The 17,582-nt window shown below is 53.7% G+C and carries 13 protein-coding genes; 5 read left to right on the top strand and 8 right to left on the bottom strand.

The window, feature by feature from the left end:
• Positions 1–586 precede the first annotated feature (586 nt).
• Both hemB and RC85_RS12890 read left to right on the top strand, forming a co-directional pair.
• Positions 587–1,567, top strand: a complete 981-nt coding sequence (gene hemB, locus RC85_RS12885; protein ID WP_084422616.1) for a porphobilinogen synthase — start codon at positions 587–589, stop codon at positions 1,565–1,567.
• Positions 1,564–2,256 carry a methyltransferase domain-containing protein gene (locus RC85_RS12890; protein WP_068263321.1) on the top strand — a complete coding sequence of 231 codons (693 nt, stop codon included), beginning with the start codon at positions 1,564–1,566 and terminating at the stop codon, positions 2,254–2,256. Before hemB ends, RC85_RS12890 begins: the two co-directional genes overlap by 4 nt.
• Here the strand turns inward: RC85_RS12890 and RC85_RS12895 are convergent.
• From RC85_RS12895 to RC85_RS12910, 4 genes are all read right to left on the bottom strand, one after another.
• A complete protein-coding gene (locus RC85_RS12895; RefSeq protein ID WP_084422617.1) occupies positions 2,253–2,702 on the bottom strand; it encodes a hypothetical protein in 450 nt (149 codons plus the stop codon). The two genes, RC85_RS12890 and RC85_RS12895, sit on opposite strands and share 4 nt — an antisense overlap.
• Positions 2,663–3,652, bottom strand: a complete 990-nt coding sequence (locus RC85_RS12900) for an HD-GYP domain-containing protein (protein ID WP_068263324.1) — start codon at positions 3,650–3,652, stop codon at positions 2,663–2,665. The genes RC85_RS12895 and RC85_RS12900 overlap by 40 nt, the downstream gene beginning before the upstream one ends.
• A 267-nt stretch (positions 3,653–3,919) precedes the next feature.
• On the bottom strand, positions 3,920–4,978 hold the full coding sequence (locus RC85_RS12905; protein ID WP_068263393.1) for an NAD-dependent epimerase/dehydratase family protein: 1,059 nt from the start codon (positions 4,976–4,978) through the stop codon (positions 3,920–3,922).
• Positions 4,979–5,271: 293 nt separating this feature from the next.
• The gene (locus RC85_RS12910) at positions 5,272–8,226 is read right to left on the bottom strand and encodes a serine/threonine protein kinase (RefSeq protein ID WP_149752833.1); all 2,955 of its coding nucleotides are present in this window, start codon (positions 8,224–8,226) and stop codon (positions 5,272–5,274) included.
• 174 nt (positions 8,227–8,400) lie between these two features.
• On the opposite strand from RC85_RS12910, the gene glgA reads away from it, so the two are divergent.
• From glgA to RC85_RS12930, 3 genes are all read left to right on the top strand, one after another.
• Complete coding sequence (glgA, locus tag RC85_RS12920; protein ID WP_068263333.1) at positions 8,401–9,906, top strand: glycogen synthase GlgA; 1,506 nt, start codon at positions 8,401–8,403, stop codon at positions 9,904–9,906.
• 205 nt (positions 9,907–10,111) lie between these two features.
• Positions 10,112–11,329, top strand: a complete 1,218-nt coding sequence (locus RC85_RS12925; protein ID WP_068263336.1) for a galactose-1-phosphate uridylyltransferase — start codon at positions 10,112–10,114, stop codon at positions 11,327–11,329.
• A 190-nt stretch (positions 11,330–11,519) separates the two neighbouring features.
• A complete protein-coding gene (locus tag RC85_RS12930) occupies positions 11,520–13,682 on the top strand; it encodes an alpha-amylase/4-alpha-glucanotransferase domain-containing protein (RefSeq protein ID WP_068263339.1) in 2,163 nt (720 codons plus the stop codon).
• 263 nt (positions 13,683–13,945) lie between these two features.
• Here RC85_RS12930 and frr read toward each other — a convergent pair whose 3' ends face one another.
• The 4 genes from frr to rpsB all read right to left on the bottom strand — a co-directional run bounded on the left by frr (position 13,946) and on the right by rpsB (position 17,565).
• Positions 13,946–14,506, bottom strand: coding sequence for a ribosome recycling factor (gene frr, locus RC85_RS12935; protein ID WP_068263342.1), 561 nt, complete (start codon positions 14,504–14,506; stop codon positions 13,946–13,948).
• A gap of 76 nt (positions 14,507–14,582) precedes the next feature.
• The gene (pyrH, locus tag RC85_RS12940; RefSeq protein ID WP_068263344.1) at positions 14,583–15,326 is read right to left on the bottom strand and encodes a UMP kinase; all 744 of its coding nucleotides are present in this window, start codon (positions 15,324–15,326) and stop codon (positions 14,583–14,585) included.
• Positions 15,327–15,535: 209 nt separating this feature from the next.
• A complete protein-coding gene (gene tsf / locus RC85_RS12945) occupies positions 15,536–16,513 on the bottom strand; it encodes a translation elongation factor Ts (protein WP_068263345.1) in 978 nt (325 codons plus the stop codon).
• 182 nt (positions 16,514–16,695) lie between these two features.
• A complete protein-coding gene (gene rpsB, locus RC85_RS12950) occupies positions 16,696–17,565 on the bottom strand; it encodes a 30S ribosomal protein S2 (RefSeq protein ID WP_068263348.1) in 870 nt (289 codons plus the stop codon).
• Positions 17,566–17,582: the final 17 nt, after the last annotated feature.

The following is a 17,582-nucleotide window of genomic DNA, read 5'->3' on the forward strand; positions in this document are numbered from 1 at the left end:
AGCTTCCAGTTGCCGCTCCGTCCGGGGCAAGCCCGGCGGAAGCACTCAACGTCGCGGTGAGAATGAAACCTGCGCAAACGAGAACTGATGCAATACCAAAGATTTAGCGGTCCAGGCATCGCCCCGCGCGTCGTGCGGCACCGAACGCGCGGGGCGATGCCCAACGCGGTTAAACGATTTAAAAACCCTTCACGGCGTTGGGCGTCAGCCCCGCGTAGACGAAATCGTGGACAGAAAGTCCCGAAGGGGCGACAGCAATAGGATCCGTAGCTAACATGCTGCCACCCCTTCGGGACTCCCGAACTAGCTTTCCTATACATTTTGGGGCTGTCGCCCAACGCCGTGAAGAGTTTTGGTCTCGGAAAACACGTGTTAGTTCGTTTAGCCGCGTGGGCATCGCCCCGCGCGGTCGGTGCCGCACGACGCGCGGGGCGATGCCCAACGCGGTTAAACGATTAAGAAACCCTTCACGGCGTTGGCTGTCGCCCCAGGCTAAATGCTGTCGCCACTTCGTGGCTGAAAAGCACTTCACCCCAGCATTCCTCTCATGACAAATTTCCAACGAGGCCCCTACCCTGCCACGCGCATGCGACGCACCCGACGACATGATTGGGCGCGACGGATGGTGGCGGAAAATCAACTGAGTGCCAGTAACCTGATTTGGCCGCTTTTTGTTTTCGATGGCCAGGGTCGTCAGCGCATCGATAGCCTTCCCGGTGTGGATCGATTGGGAACCGATCAGATTCAACTTGAAGTCGAACGGGCTGTCGAACTAGGCATCGCCGCTATCGCCATCTTTCCAGCAACCGATCCTTCGTTAAAGACTGAAGACGCAGCGGAAGCAATCAATCCAGACAATCTGGTCTGCCGAACGGTTCGACAAGTCAAACAAGCATTCGGTGATTCCATCGGATTGATTTGCGATGTCGCGTTGGATCCCTACAGCAGCCACGGACAGGACGGATTGGTCCAAGATGGCTACGTCGTCAACGATGAAACGATTCCGGTCTTGCAGCAACAAGCAATCGTCCAAGCCCAGGCTGGTTGTGACATCATCGCGCCGAGCGACATGATGGATGGGCGGATCGGTGCGATACGAAAATCGCTGGACGCATCTGGTTTTACCGAAGTTCAAATCATGTCGTACGCCGCCAAGTACGCCAGCGCGTTTTACGGACCGTTTCGCGACGCCGTCGGATCATCTGGCAATTTGGCCGGTGGCAGCAAAGCGACTTACCAACAATCGCCGACTCAATCCGACGAAGCCCTGCATGAAGTCGCTTTGGATTTGGCCGAAGGTGCTGACAGCGTGATGGTCAAACCGGGGATGCCGTACTTGGACATCGTTCGCCGCGTCAAAGATACCTTTGCGGTACCAACCTATGCGTATCAAGTCAGCGGCGAATACGCGATGATCAGTGCGGCGGCGCAAAATGGTTGGCTGGATCGAAAGGCATGTGTGATGGAAAGCTTGATGGCATTTCGGCGTGCCGGCGCGGATGGCGTGCTAACCTACTTTGCCCCCGAAGCCGCCCAGTGGATTCGAGAATCAGAGTCACAATCATGAATCAGCAAAGTCAGGAAGCACTCGATCTTGCACAGCACAAAACCTTTAATTTTGCTTGGCACTGGGAAACCACCCGCATCGCTGGCCGTGATCTGCCGCTAGCTGTCGCGTCAGACCCCGACGGCATGTTGATCGATGCGTGCGAGCGCCAGGATGCTGGCGAACAAGGCGTGATCGATCCGTTTTGGGCCGCCACATGGCGTGCGGCGTCAGGGTTGGATCGATATCTCGAACAAATTCCCATTACCGGAACCAGGATCTTGGAAGTCGGCTGCGGAACGGGACACGCAGGAATCGCCGCTGCCGTACGAGGTGCTGATGTCACCCTGACCGATGGCGTCGATGATCCGCTGGGATTGGTCGAAACGAGTGTCCGTAAGAACGAACTTGATTGCCAAATTCAGCGATTACGATTTGGACAAGACCAAATCGATGGCGACCGCTTTCCGCTGATCTTGGGCAGCGATGTCACCTACTTGCGAACGCTGTGGCCAGAGTTGATCCAGTGCCTAGAAACGCACCTAGCCGACGGCGGGCAAGTTCTGTTGAGCGATCCTTATCGAATCATCGCGAATGAGTTTCGCCAGTGGATCAAAGATCATCCGTGGCGATACGAAGAACATCAAATCGATCTAGAAGATGACCCGGAGCATCCCATCCGCGTGATGCGACTGACGCGAAATCCTTAAACCATCGCCGGACAGACGGGTTCAAATGCTTCCAGGCTTGGGTCGTGGCGACTGACCAATGCTGCGCCGATTTCGTAGCACTTGCTGGTAATTCGACGGGCGCGTCGAACGTGCAATCGACACCAGAATGTCGGCAGAACGATTCGGATGTTCTCTTCAGGAAAAATCTCAAACGAGCTCAAGAAACCAGTGCCGTTTCTTGAAAAGTCGCGTGTGTAGACACCGATCGGTTCTGTACTACGCGACCGAAACGGAAGCGAACGCTCGACCCATGCGATCCCATGCGTCCGAACCTTCAAACGCTGGCTCGAACGATCGTCGTCAACGTAGGATGGAACTTCCCCACGCTGTTCAAAGAAATCTTGCCACTGCATCGGCAATTCAATGTCCCATCGAACTGATTGGATCAGGTCTCCAAATTGCGTTGGATAATCGCTATCCAGCATTGCAAAATCTCCGGGTCAAAGGCGATGCCACTGTCACGTTGAAGCACTTCGATTGCTTTGCGATGGGGCATTGGGCTGCGGTAAGGGCGTTGGCTGGTCAAGGCTTCAAAAACATCGACGACTGAGCAAAGCTTTGCCCACGGGTGGATACAATCTTCTTTTTGACCGACGGGATAGCCTGTGCCATCGAGTCGTTCGTGATGCTGATAAGCCATCATCAACTGGGCTTCGGAAATATCCGTTCGATGAGCAAGCTTGCGAAAACCCAACAACGGATGCATCTTGATCCGACGAAATTCGCTTTCATCTAGTCGTCCTGGTTTGCAAAGAATCTCTTCGCCGATTTCCAACTTGCCAAGATCGTGAAGCAAGCCGCCGGTCGTGACGGCCTGGATATCTTCTTTGCTAAATCCAAGTTCGGCACCAAGCATCCCGCAATAAAAGGCAACGTTTGCTGAATGAGTGAACGTGGCGTAATCGTGGTGCAACACGTCAAACAAATCGCTTGTCGCAAACTCGTCACTCGTGATGATATCCGCAGTCAGGCTGCCCAGTTTTTCTGCCGCACTGATCGTTTGATCGGCATTGTCACGAGTAAACGCAGATTGCAAGACATCGCGAACGACTTCGTTGAGTGCGCCGGCTCGGGCGGTCAGGGGAATGGAGCTATTGGCGGCACTGGTCGCAAGCTTGCGAAGATACTTCTGGTAAGTCGGCTGCGACGATTTGCTAATGTACAAGCGATGGACACCGCGACCACGCAATCGATCGAGATCATCGATCGTTAGCGGATACTCGGAAGCTCGATACAGATTGTATTTTTCCAGTACTTCTTGATGGCCGGCTTGCAGCTTGCCAGGCACTTCTTGTTGAAAAAGATCCAAACCAACGACTTCAGTTGGCAACAGAGTTGCAACGCTGATCGGTACGTAGTCGGATTTGGTGGGCATCGAATCGAAACAGGCTCGAAGTGCATCAAGTGAAGGAGTGAGGAGATGTCCTCACACCAAAACTAGGACGCGTTGTTGACCCACCGCTCGAATGTTCACCTAATTTTGCCAGCGGAAGAGCGAGCCTTGGCAGGTTAACCCTTCCTTTTGTTTTTTCCGGCACAACTGGAACTTTGGAGTGTCAGCCTGTAGCCGAGTTTGTCTTAAACTCGTTGGCTTTGCAAACGAACCGAAACAGGAGGTTGGGACAACCTCCGCTACAATCGGCTAAGCGGGTGCGGACAGTTTTGCTTCCTCGGATGCAATCATCTGCGACAGAATATCTCGCAACGAAACGCGGATATCCCAATCCGGATAATCCCGACGAAGCTTTCGCAGATCGCTGATATAACAGATGTGGTCGCCCTTGCGATTATCTTCGCCCAGCTTGAAATCGATTTTGTGACCACCAATTTCTTCGATCAGCGAAATACACTCCAGCACGCTGGCCGCGTTGTCACGTCCGCCGCCGATATTGTAAACCTCGCCCGGTCGGGGATTCTTTGAAAATGCCTCGAATGCTTTGACAACATCACTGCACTCGATCTGATCACGAACCTGCTTGCCTTTGTAACCAAAAATCGTGTACGGCTTTTTGGCAACGGCAACGTGAACGAGATAACTGAGGAACCCGTGCAGTTCGACGCCGCTATGGCTGGCTCCCGTCAAACATCCGCCTCGGAACACACCCGTTTTCAGACCAAAGTACTTGCCGTATTCCTGAGCCAGAATATCGGCGGCTGCTTTGGAGGCACCAAAAAGCGAGTGCATCGTTTGGTCAATGCGGCAGTTTTCATCGATGCCATGGAAGTCTTTTTTGTCCGCATACTCCCAACGTGTTTCAAGCTCATCGAGTGGCAATTCATTGGGCGCGTCACCGTAAACCTTATTGGTGCTCATGTGGCAAAACACAGCCTCAGGTGCAAACTGCCGCGTTCCTTCCAACAAATTCAAAGTACCGTTCGCATTGACCTCGAAATCCAAGAACGGGATCTCGGCGGCCTTGTCATGCGACGGTTGAGCGGCACAGTGGATAATCAGATCGGGCGTTTCGTTCTTGAACAGATCCAAGACCTTTTCGCGATCGCGAATGTCGATTGAAACAGTACGGAAATTCTTGGTCTCTTTTTCAAGCTGAGACTGGTTCCACTTGGTGCTGCCGTCCGGGCCGAAAAAAGTCGCCCGCATGTCGTTGTCGATGCCGATGACCTCATCACCAAGAGCATCCCAGTGACGGACAGCCGCCGAGCCAATCAAACCACTTGAACCTGTAACAATGACACGCATCGAACGAATCGCTTTTCTGTTGAAATCTTGATAATCCAGCCACACCGGGCAACAGCGGCCCAGTGTAATCGCTGATCCCGGTTCTAAAACCCGATTCGTGCGTCCGCCGGAACGAAAATGACCAAGTCGATTGGTGACTAAAGAATTGGCCCAAAACAACTTCATGAGATTGGATCCCACCAAATCCCAACCCGAACGCGTAAGCGAGGGATACCGGGCGGATCCGGTCCCTTGCTTACGCGTTCGGGTTGGGACAAATTTACGGTCTGAGATCGAGAGGCGACATTTTTACGCTACGGCTGAAATTCCGGTGGCAGTGCGTATTCTTTTGTTTGTGCCGCCTGACGCGTCGTCACTAAGATCTGACGGTCGTCCGATGCCCCGGTCACCACCCAAATCAGCGATTGCTTCTCGTCCGCCGGGCCAGTCGCCGATTTGTCGGGATTGGCCGCGACGACCAAATCAGTCAGCACCTGCCGCAGTGGTAGATCTTGCTTGGCAAAATCCCGAATCTGCTGATTTTGCGTGATCCCCATCAACTGCAAATCGCCTCCGATGATTTGAATCGTTGGAACCTTGTTGCCCGACGGCAATTGTTGGCCAAGCGAATCCTTGATCGCATCGATCGCAAATTCCAACGATTCTTGTCCGAACGAAACCGACATGGGCCGATCCAGAATTTGATCGACCGTCAACAATTCGCCATCGACTTTGTCTGCATCAGCGATTCCCCCGACGGGCGTGTTCATTGCCAAAACGGTACCGAGCGATATCTGCGGCACCGCAATCGCCGGCAGGTAAACATTGGCGACCGCCGTTCGGTCATCGACTCCGACTCGGATGCGATTGGCGACAAACTTGACCATTGCCGGTAATCGCCGAGCGAGCGGTTGCCAGGATTTATCCGGACGGGCGGCGGCAGAAAACTGGTCTGCCCATTCTGGCCATTGCTCAATTCTATCACCAACCAACCTGGCAAGAGATGCACCCGTGATTCCGCCTAAGGCAGAAAACCTGATTTCCGAATACACCTGCTGCGTATCCGAAGACTGCGTCGGAGAATCCGCAACCAACAAAAACGCTGAGGTATGAGAAACTAGCAGTCGTCGTAGTGGATCGATTGCTTGCGGCATCGACTGTTGCAGCAATGATCGACCATCGGCGAACAAAAAATTCGAACTCACCAATACACAAACGTCGGTGTCCTGATCAGTCGCATCCCAAAGTGATTTCAATGAACGGGGCAACGGAATCGGTTCGCCGTCAATGGATGCCAACTCGGAAATTGAATCAATCGACCCGACTGCAAAACGATCGATCAGCTTTTCTTTCGCTTGGTCCAGCGGCAAGTAGTAGGCGTCTGAATTGGGTTCATCGCCGACATAGATGGTTTGCCCTTCACGAGTCCTGGCGGCACTGACATCCCAGACTTTTAAAAGCGATTGCATCGGTTGCGGCTGTTCTAGCGTCACCGAAACCGCAACTTCGATTGGATCACTTCCGCGGCCCGAGTAAAAGGCCGCCGTCGCGCGGGAAACTGTATCGGCGGAAACGCCCATTCGTTTGACCATCGAATCGATGATCGATTGCAGGTCGGGCGAAAACGCGTCCAACATCGACTGGCCAAACGTCGATTTCTGAAGATCGGCCAAACGTACCGAAACGACCATCGCTGGCCCCGGCGGTAACAGATCAAGCGTGATCGGATTCGCGGCGGTTTGCGAGGGCGGAGCGTAAAGCAGACGTTGATCTTGGACTAGCTGGTATTCGTCCGATTCAATCGTCGAACTAGAAGCCTGCTTCGGTTTTGTCGCGTCGGAAACCACACTCTCGCGTACCGCACGATTGGACACACGCGGGATAACGGCGGGCGGAACAAATTCGGCTCGGCGACGGACAACCGGTTGGGTTGGATCCATCAAGCTTAATGCGATGATTTGCAAAACCACCACGCCCGCCAGCCCGCCCAGCACCCATGGCGCACGGCTCTTACGTTTCCGGCGTGAACGCATCATTGGCTGCGGCGGTACGGTTGGCTGCGGATTCTCTGGCTCTACGTTTCCTGACTTTGTGCTGGCCTGCTTTTTCTCTTTCCGCTTCTCTTTTGATGCAGTGGCCTCAGGCGATCGGGACGTAGCCTGTGCCGCTGTTGCCGGAACTTCGCTTCGCTTGTTCCGGCCTACTTCAGTGCCGACAGCTTTCAGGGCGGTTGCCAATTGGCTGGCATCGGCAAACCGGGCTTCGGGCGACTTGGCCATTGCGTATGCCAGCACTCGATACAGCGGAGCTCCCTTCTCACCCTGCTCAATCGCAGTGGACAATTCGATCGGAATCTCGGTCGCATGCAGACCGAGTGTTTGCTCGGTCGTTCTGCCAACCACCGGATACCGACCACTGGCCAAGCGAAACAACAAACAACCGAGGCTGTAGAGATCCGACGACCGAGTTGGAATTGACTGATCAGTATTTCCAGAATTTGCAGAACTTTTACCAGAGTCATTTCCTGGGCTCAGTAAAAGTTCGGGTGCGATATACAGCGAAGGATCGTCGATCGTTTCGAGCCAATCATTGGCTAGCGAGGCTTGCGACATTGCCAATGCAGGGCCCGATGGTTCACGCAGCAGGATCGCTTCACCATCATCTCGAATCCAAACACGATCCGCTCGCACTGCCCCGTGAACGATGTCCGCGTCATGCATCACTGACAAGGCGCTGGCAAGTTTGATTCCTAGCGAAACGACCGATTGAGTTGACCAGGCCTGATCGCTCAGCCTCCGCGACAACACTTTCCCTTCGCCGATAGCGCTAAACACGGCTTGGTAATCACCGATGATATCTGCAGCCAGTGGTTGCAGGTTTGGTGCATCGATCGCGGCATGCTTTTCCAGCCAAGGATTCTCGATTCCAGCTCTTAGCAAAATGCCGATCGCTCCGTCTGTCGTGCGTACTGCTTGGGCGAACCGTCCAAACGGCGCAGCGGTTTTCGGATCGCGGATCAGATACGGTCCCAGCCGCAATTCGACTGGCTGCGGCGCAAGAAACGCGTCGGACTGGAACGGAGTAATCACCTTCTTCTTGACAAGAAAACGGGCGATCTCGTCTGCCTGGCTAGGTGAATTTCCGCCGCTGGCTTCTTGATACTGCTGCGTCAGCAACTTGCACCGGCGTGCGTCAAGCACGCCAGCTTGCACCAGCCGACTCCAGAATTCGTTTAGCTCGATCGCCATCGTAATGATTGTAACGAACATGACTTGATGATCCGATAGTGTTCATAACTGACAGTTCAATCCCAAGACGCCGCAGGCCAATTTGATTAAACTCAGGACCAGAACGTTCCCCTTTGGATCGTCGGTTCAGCTCGACATCAATCGTTTTGACGATTTCCAAGCCGCTTCCTCCTTGTTCAGACCTCACACGATCCATTGAATATTGTTTATTTGACGACTGAGGCAGTTCCGTTTGCAAAGACAGGTGGACTTGCGGATGTATGCGGAACCCTTCCTAAACGAATTGCTGATCTTGGGCATCAAGCGGCCGTGATCATGCCAGCTTTTCGCAGCGTTCATCAAGCTGGCATTCCGATCAAAACAACGAACATCAGCTTTGCCATTCCGCTGGGACCAGAAAACATTGCTGGCGCGGGAAAGCTGGTCGGCGCTCGATTGCTGACCACGACCTTGCCCGACAGCGATGTGCCGGTGTGGTTGATCGACCAGCCGCAGTACTTTGATCGCGACTCACTTTACGGAACCCCAGCGGGCGATTACCCCGACAACGCCGAACGGTTTATTTTCTTTTGCCGCGCAGCGATGCAGGTCATTGCTCGGATGGACTGGTCGGTCGATATCGTTCACTGCAACGATTGGCAAACCGGATTGGTGCCCGCGTTCATCAAAGCCGAATCGGATCGCTGGTCGTGGATTGGTCCGCAAACAAAATCGATCATGACCGTCCACAACTTGGCTTATCAAGGACAATTTGATAAGTCGGTGTTTCCTATGACTGGTCTGGATTGGCGTCATTTCAACAAAGACGAATTCGAGTACTACGATCAAGTCAATTTCCTGAAAACAGGGCTAGTTACTGCTGACCAAATCACGACGGTCAGTCCGCGATACTCACAGGAAATACGCACTCCTCAGGAAGGATGCGGTTTGAATGAAGTTCTCTCCACCGCTTCGGATCGCCTGACCGGAATCATCAACGGGATTGATGTCAACGTCTGGAATCCAAAACTGGATCCGCATCTGATCACCAACTTTGATGTCGATGACTGGCAAGCTGGCAAATCACTCAACAAACTTGCCTTGCAGCATCACTTCGGCATGCAAGAAAGTCGCGACGTGCCGTTGATCGGATTGGTTGGGCGACTTGCCAGCCAAAAAGGTTGGGACATGATCCTGCCGGTGCTGCGCCGACACTTAGCCGAAAAACGTCCGACTCAGTGGGTCGTGCTTGGCAGCGGTGAAGAACAGTACGAGGAAGAACTACTGGCACTTGCCAAGGAATATCCTGGTCAATTTGGTTTGCACGTTGGCTTCAGTGACAAATTGGCTCACCAAATCGAAGCGGCCAGCGATGTCTTTGTGATGCCAAGCCACTATGAACCGTGCGGACTGAATCAGCTTTACAGCCTTCGTTACGGAACGGTTCCTATTGTCACACCAACCGGCGGATTGGCTGACACCGTTGTCGATTGCAACGAAGAAACCATCAAGCTGGGAACCGCGTCGGGCTTTTACGTTGAATCAATCGATGCCGACGGATTAGATGCAGCGATCAACCGCGCCATGGAAACTCGATATCATCGACCGGATGTCTGGGCGCAATTGGTTGCCGCCGGAATGAACCAGGATTGGTCGTGGACACATAGCGCAAAAGAGTACGTAAAGCTTTATGAGCAAACTCTTACCCTTAAGCGCAATTGAGGTGACACTGCCCGCGAGGTTTTTCAAAAATCAGTCTAAAAACTATCGTTTCTGGTAGAGAAGACCGAAGCAATCAGGTAAATCTAATGTAGGTGAGCGATGCAACGTAGTATTTAGCTCCCCCCTGGGACTCTGGTTCAGTGACTTTTGCATTGTTCGGAACGCCCGAACCTGCCACCATCATTTAATATCTAAAGGCCACGCAATGTCACAGGCAGCATCTTTCAAGCATGCCAAGATCAGCGTGGATGCCCTGAATGGTGATGAGCATCCGGAAGCCCTATTCCCAGTTTCATCACCGGGAAAACCGTCGATTGGTCAAAACTCGCACACGCGGTTCGATGTGCTGCGGAATACGTGGACCGTCTATGCGACCGGTCGCGAAGATCGTCCGCACGAGTTTATCGAAGCCGGTGTTACGACGAATAAAAATCTTGATTGCCCGTTTTGCTGCGGCAACGAAGACCAGACGCCGAGCCCAACATGGGTCGGAAAAGTCGTTCGCACCAAAGATTCGGCATTCCGAATCGACACCAATCCGGATGACAAGCAACCATGTGATCCTGCGTGGACGGTTCGAGTGGTTCCAAACAAGTATCCGGCGGTGGACGCGTCACCTTTCCCGTCGGACAGCAAAACCCAGCTACCGCTCGCGCTATCAAACAGCTCGCCACTATTCCCCAGCAGCCCGGTCTTCGGCGGTCATGAAGTCGTCATCGAAAGCCGTCGCCACGCTCACTCGCTGACCGACGTCTCCATCACCGAAGCCGAACTTGTTTTTCGTGCTTATCGTGATCGTTTGCTGCACTTCCGCAACGATCCAAATGTGAAGTACGCCAACGTCTTCAAAAATGTCGGTCAACAAGCTGGTGCTTCGTTATCTCATTCGCACAGCCAGATCGTTGCGACGAACCAAGTCCCGCCGATGATCGAGCAGTCGTTTGGTCGCATGAAACGCCACCGTGCAAGCACCGGATGCTGCCTGATGTGCGACATGGTTCGCGAAGAGCGGCGTCAAAAAGAACGCGTGATCGCTAGAGATGAACACTCCATTGCGTTTTGTCCCTTCGCCAGTCATTTGCCGATGATGGTCCGCGTCACGACCAAGCAACACCAAGAATGCTTTGAAGATCTGGACGATCAATCGCTCCGGTCAGTTTCCCGGATGGTTTACCGAGTGATCGGTTGGCTGGAAACGTTGCAACCCGGTGCGGCGTACAACTATTACCTCAGCACGAAGCCAAGCGGTATCGAAGATTCGTCCGAAGCCTTTCATTGGTCGATCGACATCTTCCCAAGAATCACGCAAGTTGCTGGCTTTGAATGGGCCAGCGGATCGATGATCAATCCGGTATTGCCCGAATTCGCCGCACGCCAGTATCGGTACCGAGCGATCGCGGAAGATCCGCGTCTGACGCTTTAGAGTTTTCCAGTTAACCCTGTAAAATTTGACAGCAAGGCACCAGACTCAGTTTAAGTCAACTCTGCCAAACGCCACAACCGATACAGCTCTAACCAGGAAGCTGCGCTGACACGGTAGACCATTGCTTTGTCAGTTTCATGCGATCTGGCTTTTAACATTCTTGGTCTCCCACCCAGATAGATACCGCTCTATGACTGCTGCCCATCTTTGCTTGGTTCTTCACAACCACCAACCTATCGGCAACTTTGACAACGTCTTCGAGCAAGCGTACCAAGACAGTTACCTTCCATTTCTGGAAGTCTTTGAGCCTTACGAAAAGCTGCGGATCTCGCTGCACACCTCTGGCCCATTGATGCATTGGTTGGCCGAGCGACATCCTGAATACATCGATCGCGTCAGAATGCTGGTTGATGCTGGCCGGATCGAAATTATCGGCGGCCCTCATTACGAACCCATCATGACGATGCTGCCCGCCGAGGATCAGATCGGACAAATCCAAGCCTACAGCACTTGGCTGCATCGACAATTCGGCAGCACGCCGACTGGCATGTGGATGCCCGAACGCGTTTGGGAAACTTCACTGACCCGTAACGTTGTTGACGCAGGCATCGAGTACACCGTCCTGGACGATTACCACTTTCGCGGTGCCGGAATCAGCGACGATCAACTGACAGGTTATTTCCTGACCGAAGACGATGGCCGGATGCTGAAAATCTTTCCCGGCAGCGAACGATTGCGATACACGATCCCATTCCGCCCCGTCGAAGAAACGATTCAATACTGCCGCGAAGTATCCCAGGCGTCACCCGGTGCCGTCTTAACCTTCGGCGATGACGGCGAAAAATTTGGTACCTGGCCCGACACGCAAACCCACGTCTACCGCGACGGCTGGCTAAAGCGTTTCTTCAATGCGCTTTCCGACAACGCGGATTGGCTCAGCACGTGTACGCTGGGCGAAGCCGTTGCACAAACGCCTGCCCAGGGAAAAGCGTACCTGCCCGATTGCAGCTACCGCGAAATGACTCAGTGGTCGTTGCCTGTCGAAGCCCAAGAAACGCTGGACGACCTAAGCCATAGCATGCACGACGACCCACGATGGGAATCGCTGCAGACCTACATCCAAGGCGGATACTGGCGCAACTTCAAAACCAAGTACGAAGAAACTAACGAGATGTACGCCAGGATGATGGACATCAGCCGCCGGGTTCGCGAGGCAAAATCGGACGGCGTCGATGCAGGTGAATTGGCGGTGATCCGCGACCATCTCTATCGTGGTCAATGTAATTGTCCTTATTGGCACGGTGCGTTCGGTGGCGTTTATCTGCCTCATCTCCGCAACGCTGTCTACCAACACTTAATCGAAGCCGACACGCGACTTGATCGTGCCTTGGGCAAAGACGCTGGCACTGTTGAAGCCACCGCCCAAGACTACGACTTTGACGGGCTGCAAGAAGTCCGGCTTAGCAACAACAAACTTTGTGCCTGGATCGCACCCGGCAAAGGTGGCCGTTTGTACGAACTTGATGTCCGCGACATCAGCCATAACTTGCTCGCCACGCTACAGCGACGTCCCGAAAGCTACCATCGCAAAGTTTTGGCCGGACCCAGCAGCGGTGACGAAAACGTTGCCAGCATCCATGACCGTGTTGTGTTCAAACAAGAAGGACTGGATCAGCAATTGCAGTACGACCAGTTCGCCCGCAAGAGTTTGATGGACCACTTCTACGATACCGAAGCAACCCTCGATTCAGTCCACCGAGGTGAATCGATGGAGCGCGGCGACTTTGTCGAAATGCCATTTGAAACAAAAATCCGCCGAGGTAGCGACCGCGTTCAGGTTCAGATGCGCCGCGAAGGAAACGCGTGGGGAATTCCCATCACGATGACCAAAGCGGTCACGATGGTGGCCGACAGCGATCGATTGTCGATTGCTTACCTGTTGGAAAACCTGCCACAGGACCAACCGCTCCACTTCGCCATCGAGATGAATTTCGCTGGCCTACCCTCCGGTGCAGACGATCGCTATTTCAGCGATTTAGACGGAAACCAACTGGGCCAACTCGGCCAACAATTAGACCTTCACGGCGCGACCTACTTGGGCCTGTCCGACCGTTGGCTAGGAGTCGACATTTCGCTAGGCATTGATCGCCCCAGCGGAATCTGGGCTTTCCCCGTGGAAACAGTCAGCCAAAGCGAAGGCGGTTTTGAAGCCGTCCACCAAAGCGTCTGCGTCCAACCCCACTGGATCGTCACCCCCGACGCCAACGGCCGCTGGGCCGTACAAATCGAAATGGCAACCACCTGCGAACCAAGCACCCTCGCCATCAACGACCAGCAAACCATCGAGATCTAATCACAACCAACGAAGCAACTGTCCTGAAACAAGTTCCTTATTTGGCAAACTCTCTCGTAGCTGGGCCCGCCAGGGTTCAGTCGGGTAGAGCTCAACGCCGTGAAGAGTTTTGGTCTCGGAAAACACGTGTTAGTTCGTTTAGCCGCGTGGGCATCGCCCCGCGCGTTCGGTGCCGCACGACGCGCGGGGCGATGCCCAACGCGGTTAAACGATTGAGAAACCCTTCACGGCGTTGGGCGATGCCCATGCGGTTTAACGGATTGTTATTGGTCCGTTACTTCTGCTTCGCGAGCCTTTGCCATCTCTGAAGCCTGGGCCTCGAACTTCTTGGTCAATTCTTGGACGTCATCCTTCAGCGTGTCGCGTTCGTCTTCGCCAATCTCTTTCTCTTTTTCGGCGGTGTCGGCGGCCTTGTTGGCATCGCGACGAATGTTGCGAATCGCAATTTTGGCATCTTCGGCTAGCTCTTTGATTCGCGAAACCATTTTCTGACGCACTTCGGTCGAAAGCGGTGGCACGTTCAATCGAATCAAACGGCCATCGTTTTGCGGGTTCAGTCCAAGATCGCCCGCGACAATCGCTTTTTCAATTTCCTTGATCGTCGCCGCGTCGTAGGGGCGAATCACGATCTGCTGAGGCTCGGGCGTGCCGACCGAAGCTAGCTGTTTCAGCGGAGTTGACGAGCCGTAAACATCCACCTTGATCGAATCGACCAATCCGGGCGTGGCGCGGCCGGTACGGATTCCAGACAGATTGTTTTGCAACACCGAAATTGCTTTTTCCATGCGTTCTTCGGCGTCCATCAATGTTTCTGCGACTGACATGATGCGTCCTCTTTTTGACGAGTGCTGTTGCTAAAAGTAAAAACGTGAAGGGTAAAGATTGAGTCGAAAATCTGGGTCAAGCTTTGCCGATCCAGGTGCCAACGGTATCACCTGAAATTGCTTTGACAATGTTGCCATCTTTCTTGAAGTTAAAGACCAAAATTGGCTTGGCATGTTCATGACAAAGCGCGATCGCGGTAGCATCCATGACCTTCAAGTTTTTTTCAATCACATCCTTGTACGACAAGGATTCGTACAAGACGGCGTGAGGATTCTTTTCCGGATCATCGCTGTAGACGCCATCGACTCGCGTTGCTTTCAGGATCACGTCGGCATCCAATTCTAACGCGCGTTGCGCTGCCGCGGTGTCGGTGGTCACAAATGGGTTACCGATTCCCGCGGCCAAAATCACGACGCGATTTTTTTCTAAGTGGCGAATCGCTCGACGGCGAATGAAGGTTTCGGCGAACTTTTCAATCGGGACAGCCGACATGACTCGGGTTTGCAGCCCAACGTTTTCCAGGGCATCCTGCATTGCCAATGAATTGATGACGGTCGCCAGCATTCCCATTGAATGGGCGGTCGATTCCTGAACAAACGAATTGCTACCCGAAAACTGAGCACCACGCAGAATGTTGCCGCCGCCGATCACGATCGCAATCTGGCATCCACTTTTGTGAGCGTCTGCAATCTGGGCCGCGATCTGGCCCGCTTCTACACCGCTAATCCCACGACCACCACCGTCGGCCAAGCTCTCACCGCTGAGTTTCAAAATGACGCGTTGGTATTGAAGCGATGACGGTTCAGGATCGTTTGACATGAGCGGTATGCAAAAAAAGTAACAGGATGAGTGAGTGGCCGATGAATTAGATCATAAACAAAAAAACCTCGCTGAACCGAGTGGGCCAACGAGGTTTCTTTGTAGTTTGGATTCGGCCAGGACAGGCCTTCAATCACAACCCGAACGCGTAAGCGAGGGATCTACGTGAAATCCCCGGCTTACGCATTCGGGTTGCGAAAAATTCAGTGCTAACCTACTGAAACGCGACGGAATGCAACGATTTCAGCTTCCGAGCTAAGATCCTTGGTAGCAGCTTCCACTGTCTTGCTATCGTCCAAAGCAAAGAACTGGCTCAGCAGACAACGCTCTTGATCCAACAGCGTGTTGTCGGCGATGAAGCGGTCCATCTTACCGGGCACGATCTTGTCCCAGATTTTCTCTGGCTTGCCTTCGGCTTTCAGTTCCGCCTTGATCGCGTCCTCAGCAGCGGCCAAAACCTCCGGCGTCAACTGACGACGACTGGCGAACTGAGGAACATTCTTGACTGGCTTGCCAAGGTTTTCCTTTTCGTTCAATTCATTTTCGGCGATGATCTGTGCTTGAAGCGACTCGCACTCTTTCGCAACAAAATCTGCCTCGAATTCATCGGGATGCAGAATCGATGGGCTCATCGCGGCGATGTGCATCGCGACACCGCGGAAGAACTGCGACGCTTCGTCTTTGCCGCCGTCTTTGTAGGAAACCAAAACGCCGATCTTGCTGCCCGCGTGGATGTACGAGGTGATGTTGTCGCCTTCGATGACTTGAAAGTCCGACACTTCGATCTTTTCGCCGATCTTGCCGGTTTCCAGAACCAAACGTTCGCCGACGGTGGTGTCGTCCATCTTCAGACCGATAACGTCTTCCTTGGTCTTCGCACCCGCGTCCATCGCAAGCTTGGCAACGGTTTCGGTCAATTCGATGAACGCTTCGTTCTTGGCAACGAAGTCAGTTTCGCAGCTTAGTGCCAACAAAATGCCTTTGTTGCCTTCGGTCATCGCGACGACCACGCCTTCGTTGGCTTCACGATCGGCACGCTTGGCGGCGACCTTCTGGCCCTTCTTGCGAAGGTAATCCAAAGCACCTTCCAAATCGCCACCGGATTCTTGCAACGCCTTCTTGCAATCCATCATGCCAGCGCCGGTCGACTTCCTCAGTTCGCTTACGTCTTTTGCTGAAATAGCCATATTTCTTCTTCCTACAAGATCTTAAATTTTCGTTGATTGAAACATTCTTGGAACAGCCCCGACGTCGAAAGGTTCGGGCACGCTGAACCGAAAAGAGGAACGCCGGGCCAATGCCTTGGCTCGGCGTTCGCTTAAATTATTGACCGAACGCGTTCGTCGCCGGCCGCTTTACCAGGAATGGCCTAGCCTTCGGCTGGTGGGTCCGCCGCAGGGGCAGCTTCTGCAACCGGTGCTGCTTCCGCAACGGCCTCGGCCGCTGGTTCCGCTGCAGCAGGTGCGGCTTCGGCAGCAGGTGCGGCTTCCGCAGCAGGTTGCGGTGGCGCGGCTGCTGCTGGAGCTGGTTTCTCGTCGCCGCCCTTGCTCATCGCGTGCTGGCCCTTGCCGGCGATCACTGCGTCCGCCATTTGCTTCAGGATCAATTCGACGCTGCGAATTCCGTCATCGTTACCGGGAATCGGCAAATCGACTTGGCTGGGATCGCTGTCAGTATCGATCAGCGCAACCGTTGGGATGCCCAATCGCTTGGCTTCGCGAACTGCATTGCGTTCTTTGCCGGGATCGACAATGAACAAGCACTCAGGAAGGCGGTTCATGCTGCGCAAACCGTTCAAGTTGCGGTACATCTTGCGGTATTCGCGGTTGAGCGACGACTGCATCTTTTTGCTGTACTCATTGATCCGCTCGCTGGTTCGCAATTCTTCCAGCTCTTCCAGGCGGGTCAATCGGCTGCGAATCGTGCGGAAGTTGGTCAGCGTTCCACCAAGCCAACGCTCACTGACGAACGGCATGCCACAACGAGTTGCCTGGGCTTCGACGGCTTCACCAGCTTGACGCTTGGTACCGACAAACAGGATCAGGCTACCGCCAGCGGCGACTTGGCTGAGGTATTTTTTGGCTCGGAGCATTCCGCGAAGCGTTTCACGGATGTCCATGATGTAAATCTGGTTTTTGCGACCAAAGATGTACGGAGCCATCTTTGGATTCCACAAACTGGTTCGGTGGCCAAAATGCACACCGGCTTCGATCATTTCTTTGACGATCGGATTTGACACTAGCGTAGTTTCCTTAG

Origin of the sequence: Rubripirellula obstinata (assembly GCF_001642955.1) — a bacterium.
GTDB classification, from domain to species: domain Bacteria; phylum Planctomycetota; class Planctomycetia; order Pirellulales; family Pirellulaceae; genus Rubripirellula; species Rubripirellula obstinata.

Bases quoted from the DNA above. Each gene is read 5' to 3' on its own strand.
- hemB (WP_084422616.1), top strand. From the start codon at position 587: ATGCGACGCACCCGACGACATGATTGGGCGCGACGGATGGTGGCGGAA.
- RC85_RS12890 (WP_068263321.1), top strand. From the start codon at position 1,564: ATGAATCAGCAAAGTCAGGAAGCACTCGATCTTGCACAGCACAAAACC.
- RC85_RS12895 (WP_084422617.1), bottom strand. From the start codon at position 2,702: ATGCTGGATAGCGATTATCCAACGCAATTTGGAGACCTGATCCAATCA.
- RC85_RS12900 (WP_068263324.1), bottom strand. From the start codon at position 3,652: ATGCCCACCAAATCCGACTACGTACCGATCAGCGTTGCAACTCTGTTG.
- RC85_RS12905 (WP_068263393.1), bottom strand. From the start codon at position 4,978: ATGCGTGTCATTGTTACAGGTTCAAGTGGTTTGATTGGCTCGGCGGCT.
- RC85_RS12910 (WP_149752833.1), bottom strand. From the start codon at position 8,226: ATGTTCGTTACAATCATTACGATGGCGATCGAGCTAAACGAATTCTGG.
- RC85_RS12925 (WP_068263336.1), top strand. From the start codon at position 10,112: ATGTCACAGGCAGCATCTTTCAAGCATGCCAAGATCAGCGTGGATGCC.
- RC85_RS12930 (WP_068263339.1), top strand. From the start codon at position 11,520: ATGACTGCTGCCCATCTTTGCTTGGTTCTTCACAACCACCAACCTATC.
- frr (WP_068263342.1), bottom strand. From the start codon at position 14,506: ATGTCAGTCGCAGAAACATTGATGGACGCCGAAGAACGCATGGAAAAA.
- pyrH (WP_068263344.1), bottom strand. From the start codon at position 15,326: ATGTCAAACGATCCTGAACCGTCATCGCTTCAATACCAACGCGTCATT.
- tsf (WP_068263345.1), bottom strand. From the start codon at position 16,513: ATGGCTATTTCAGCAAAAGACGTAAGCGAACTGAGGAAGTCGACCGGC.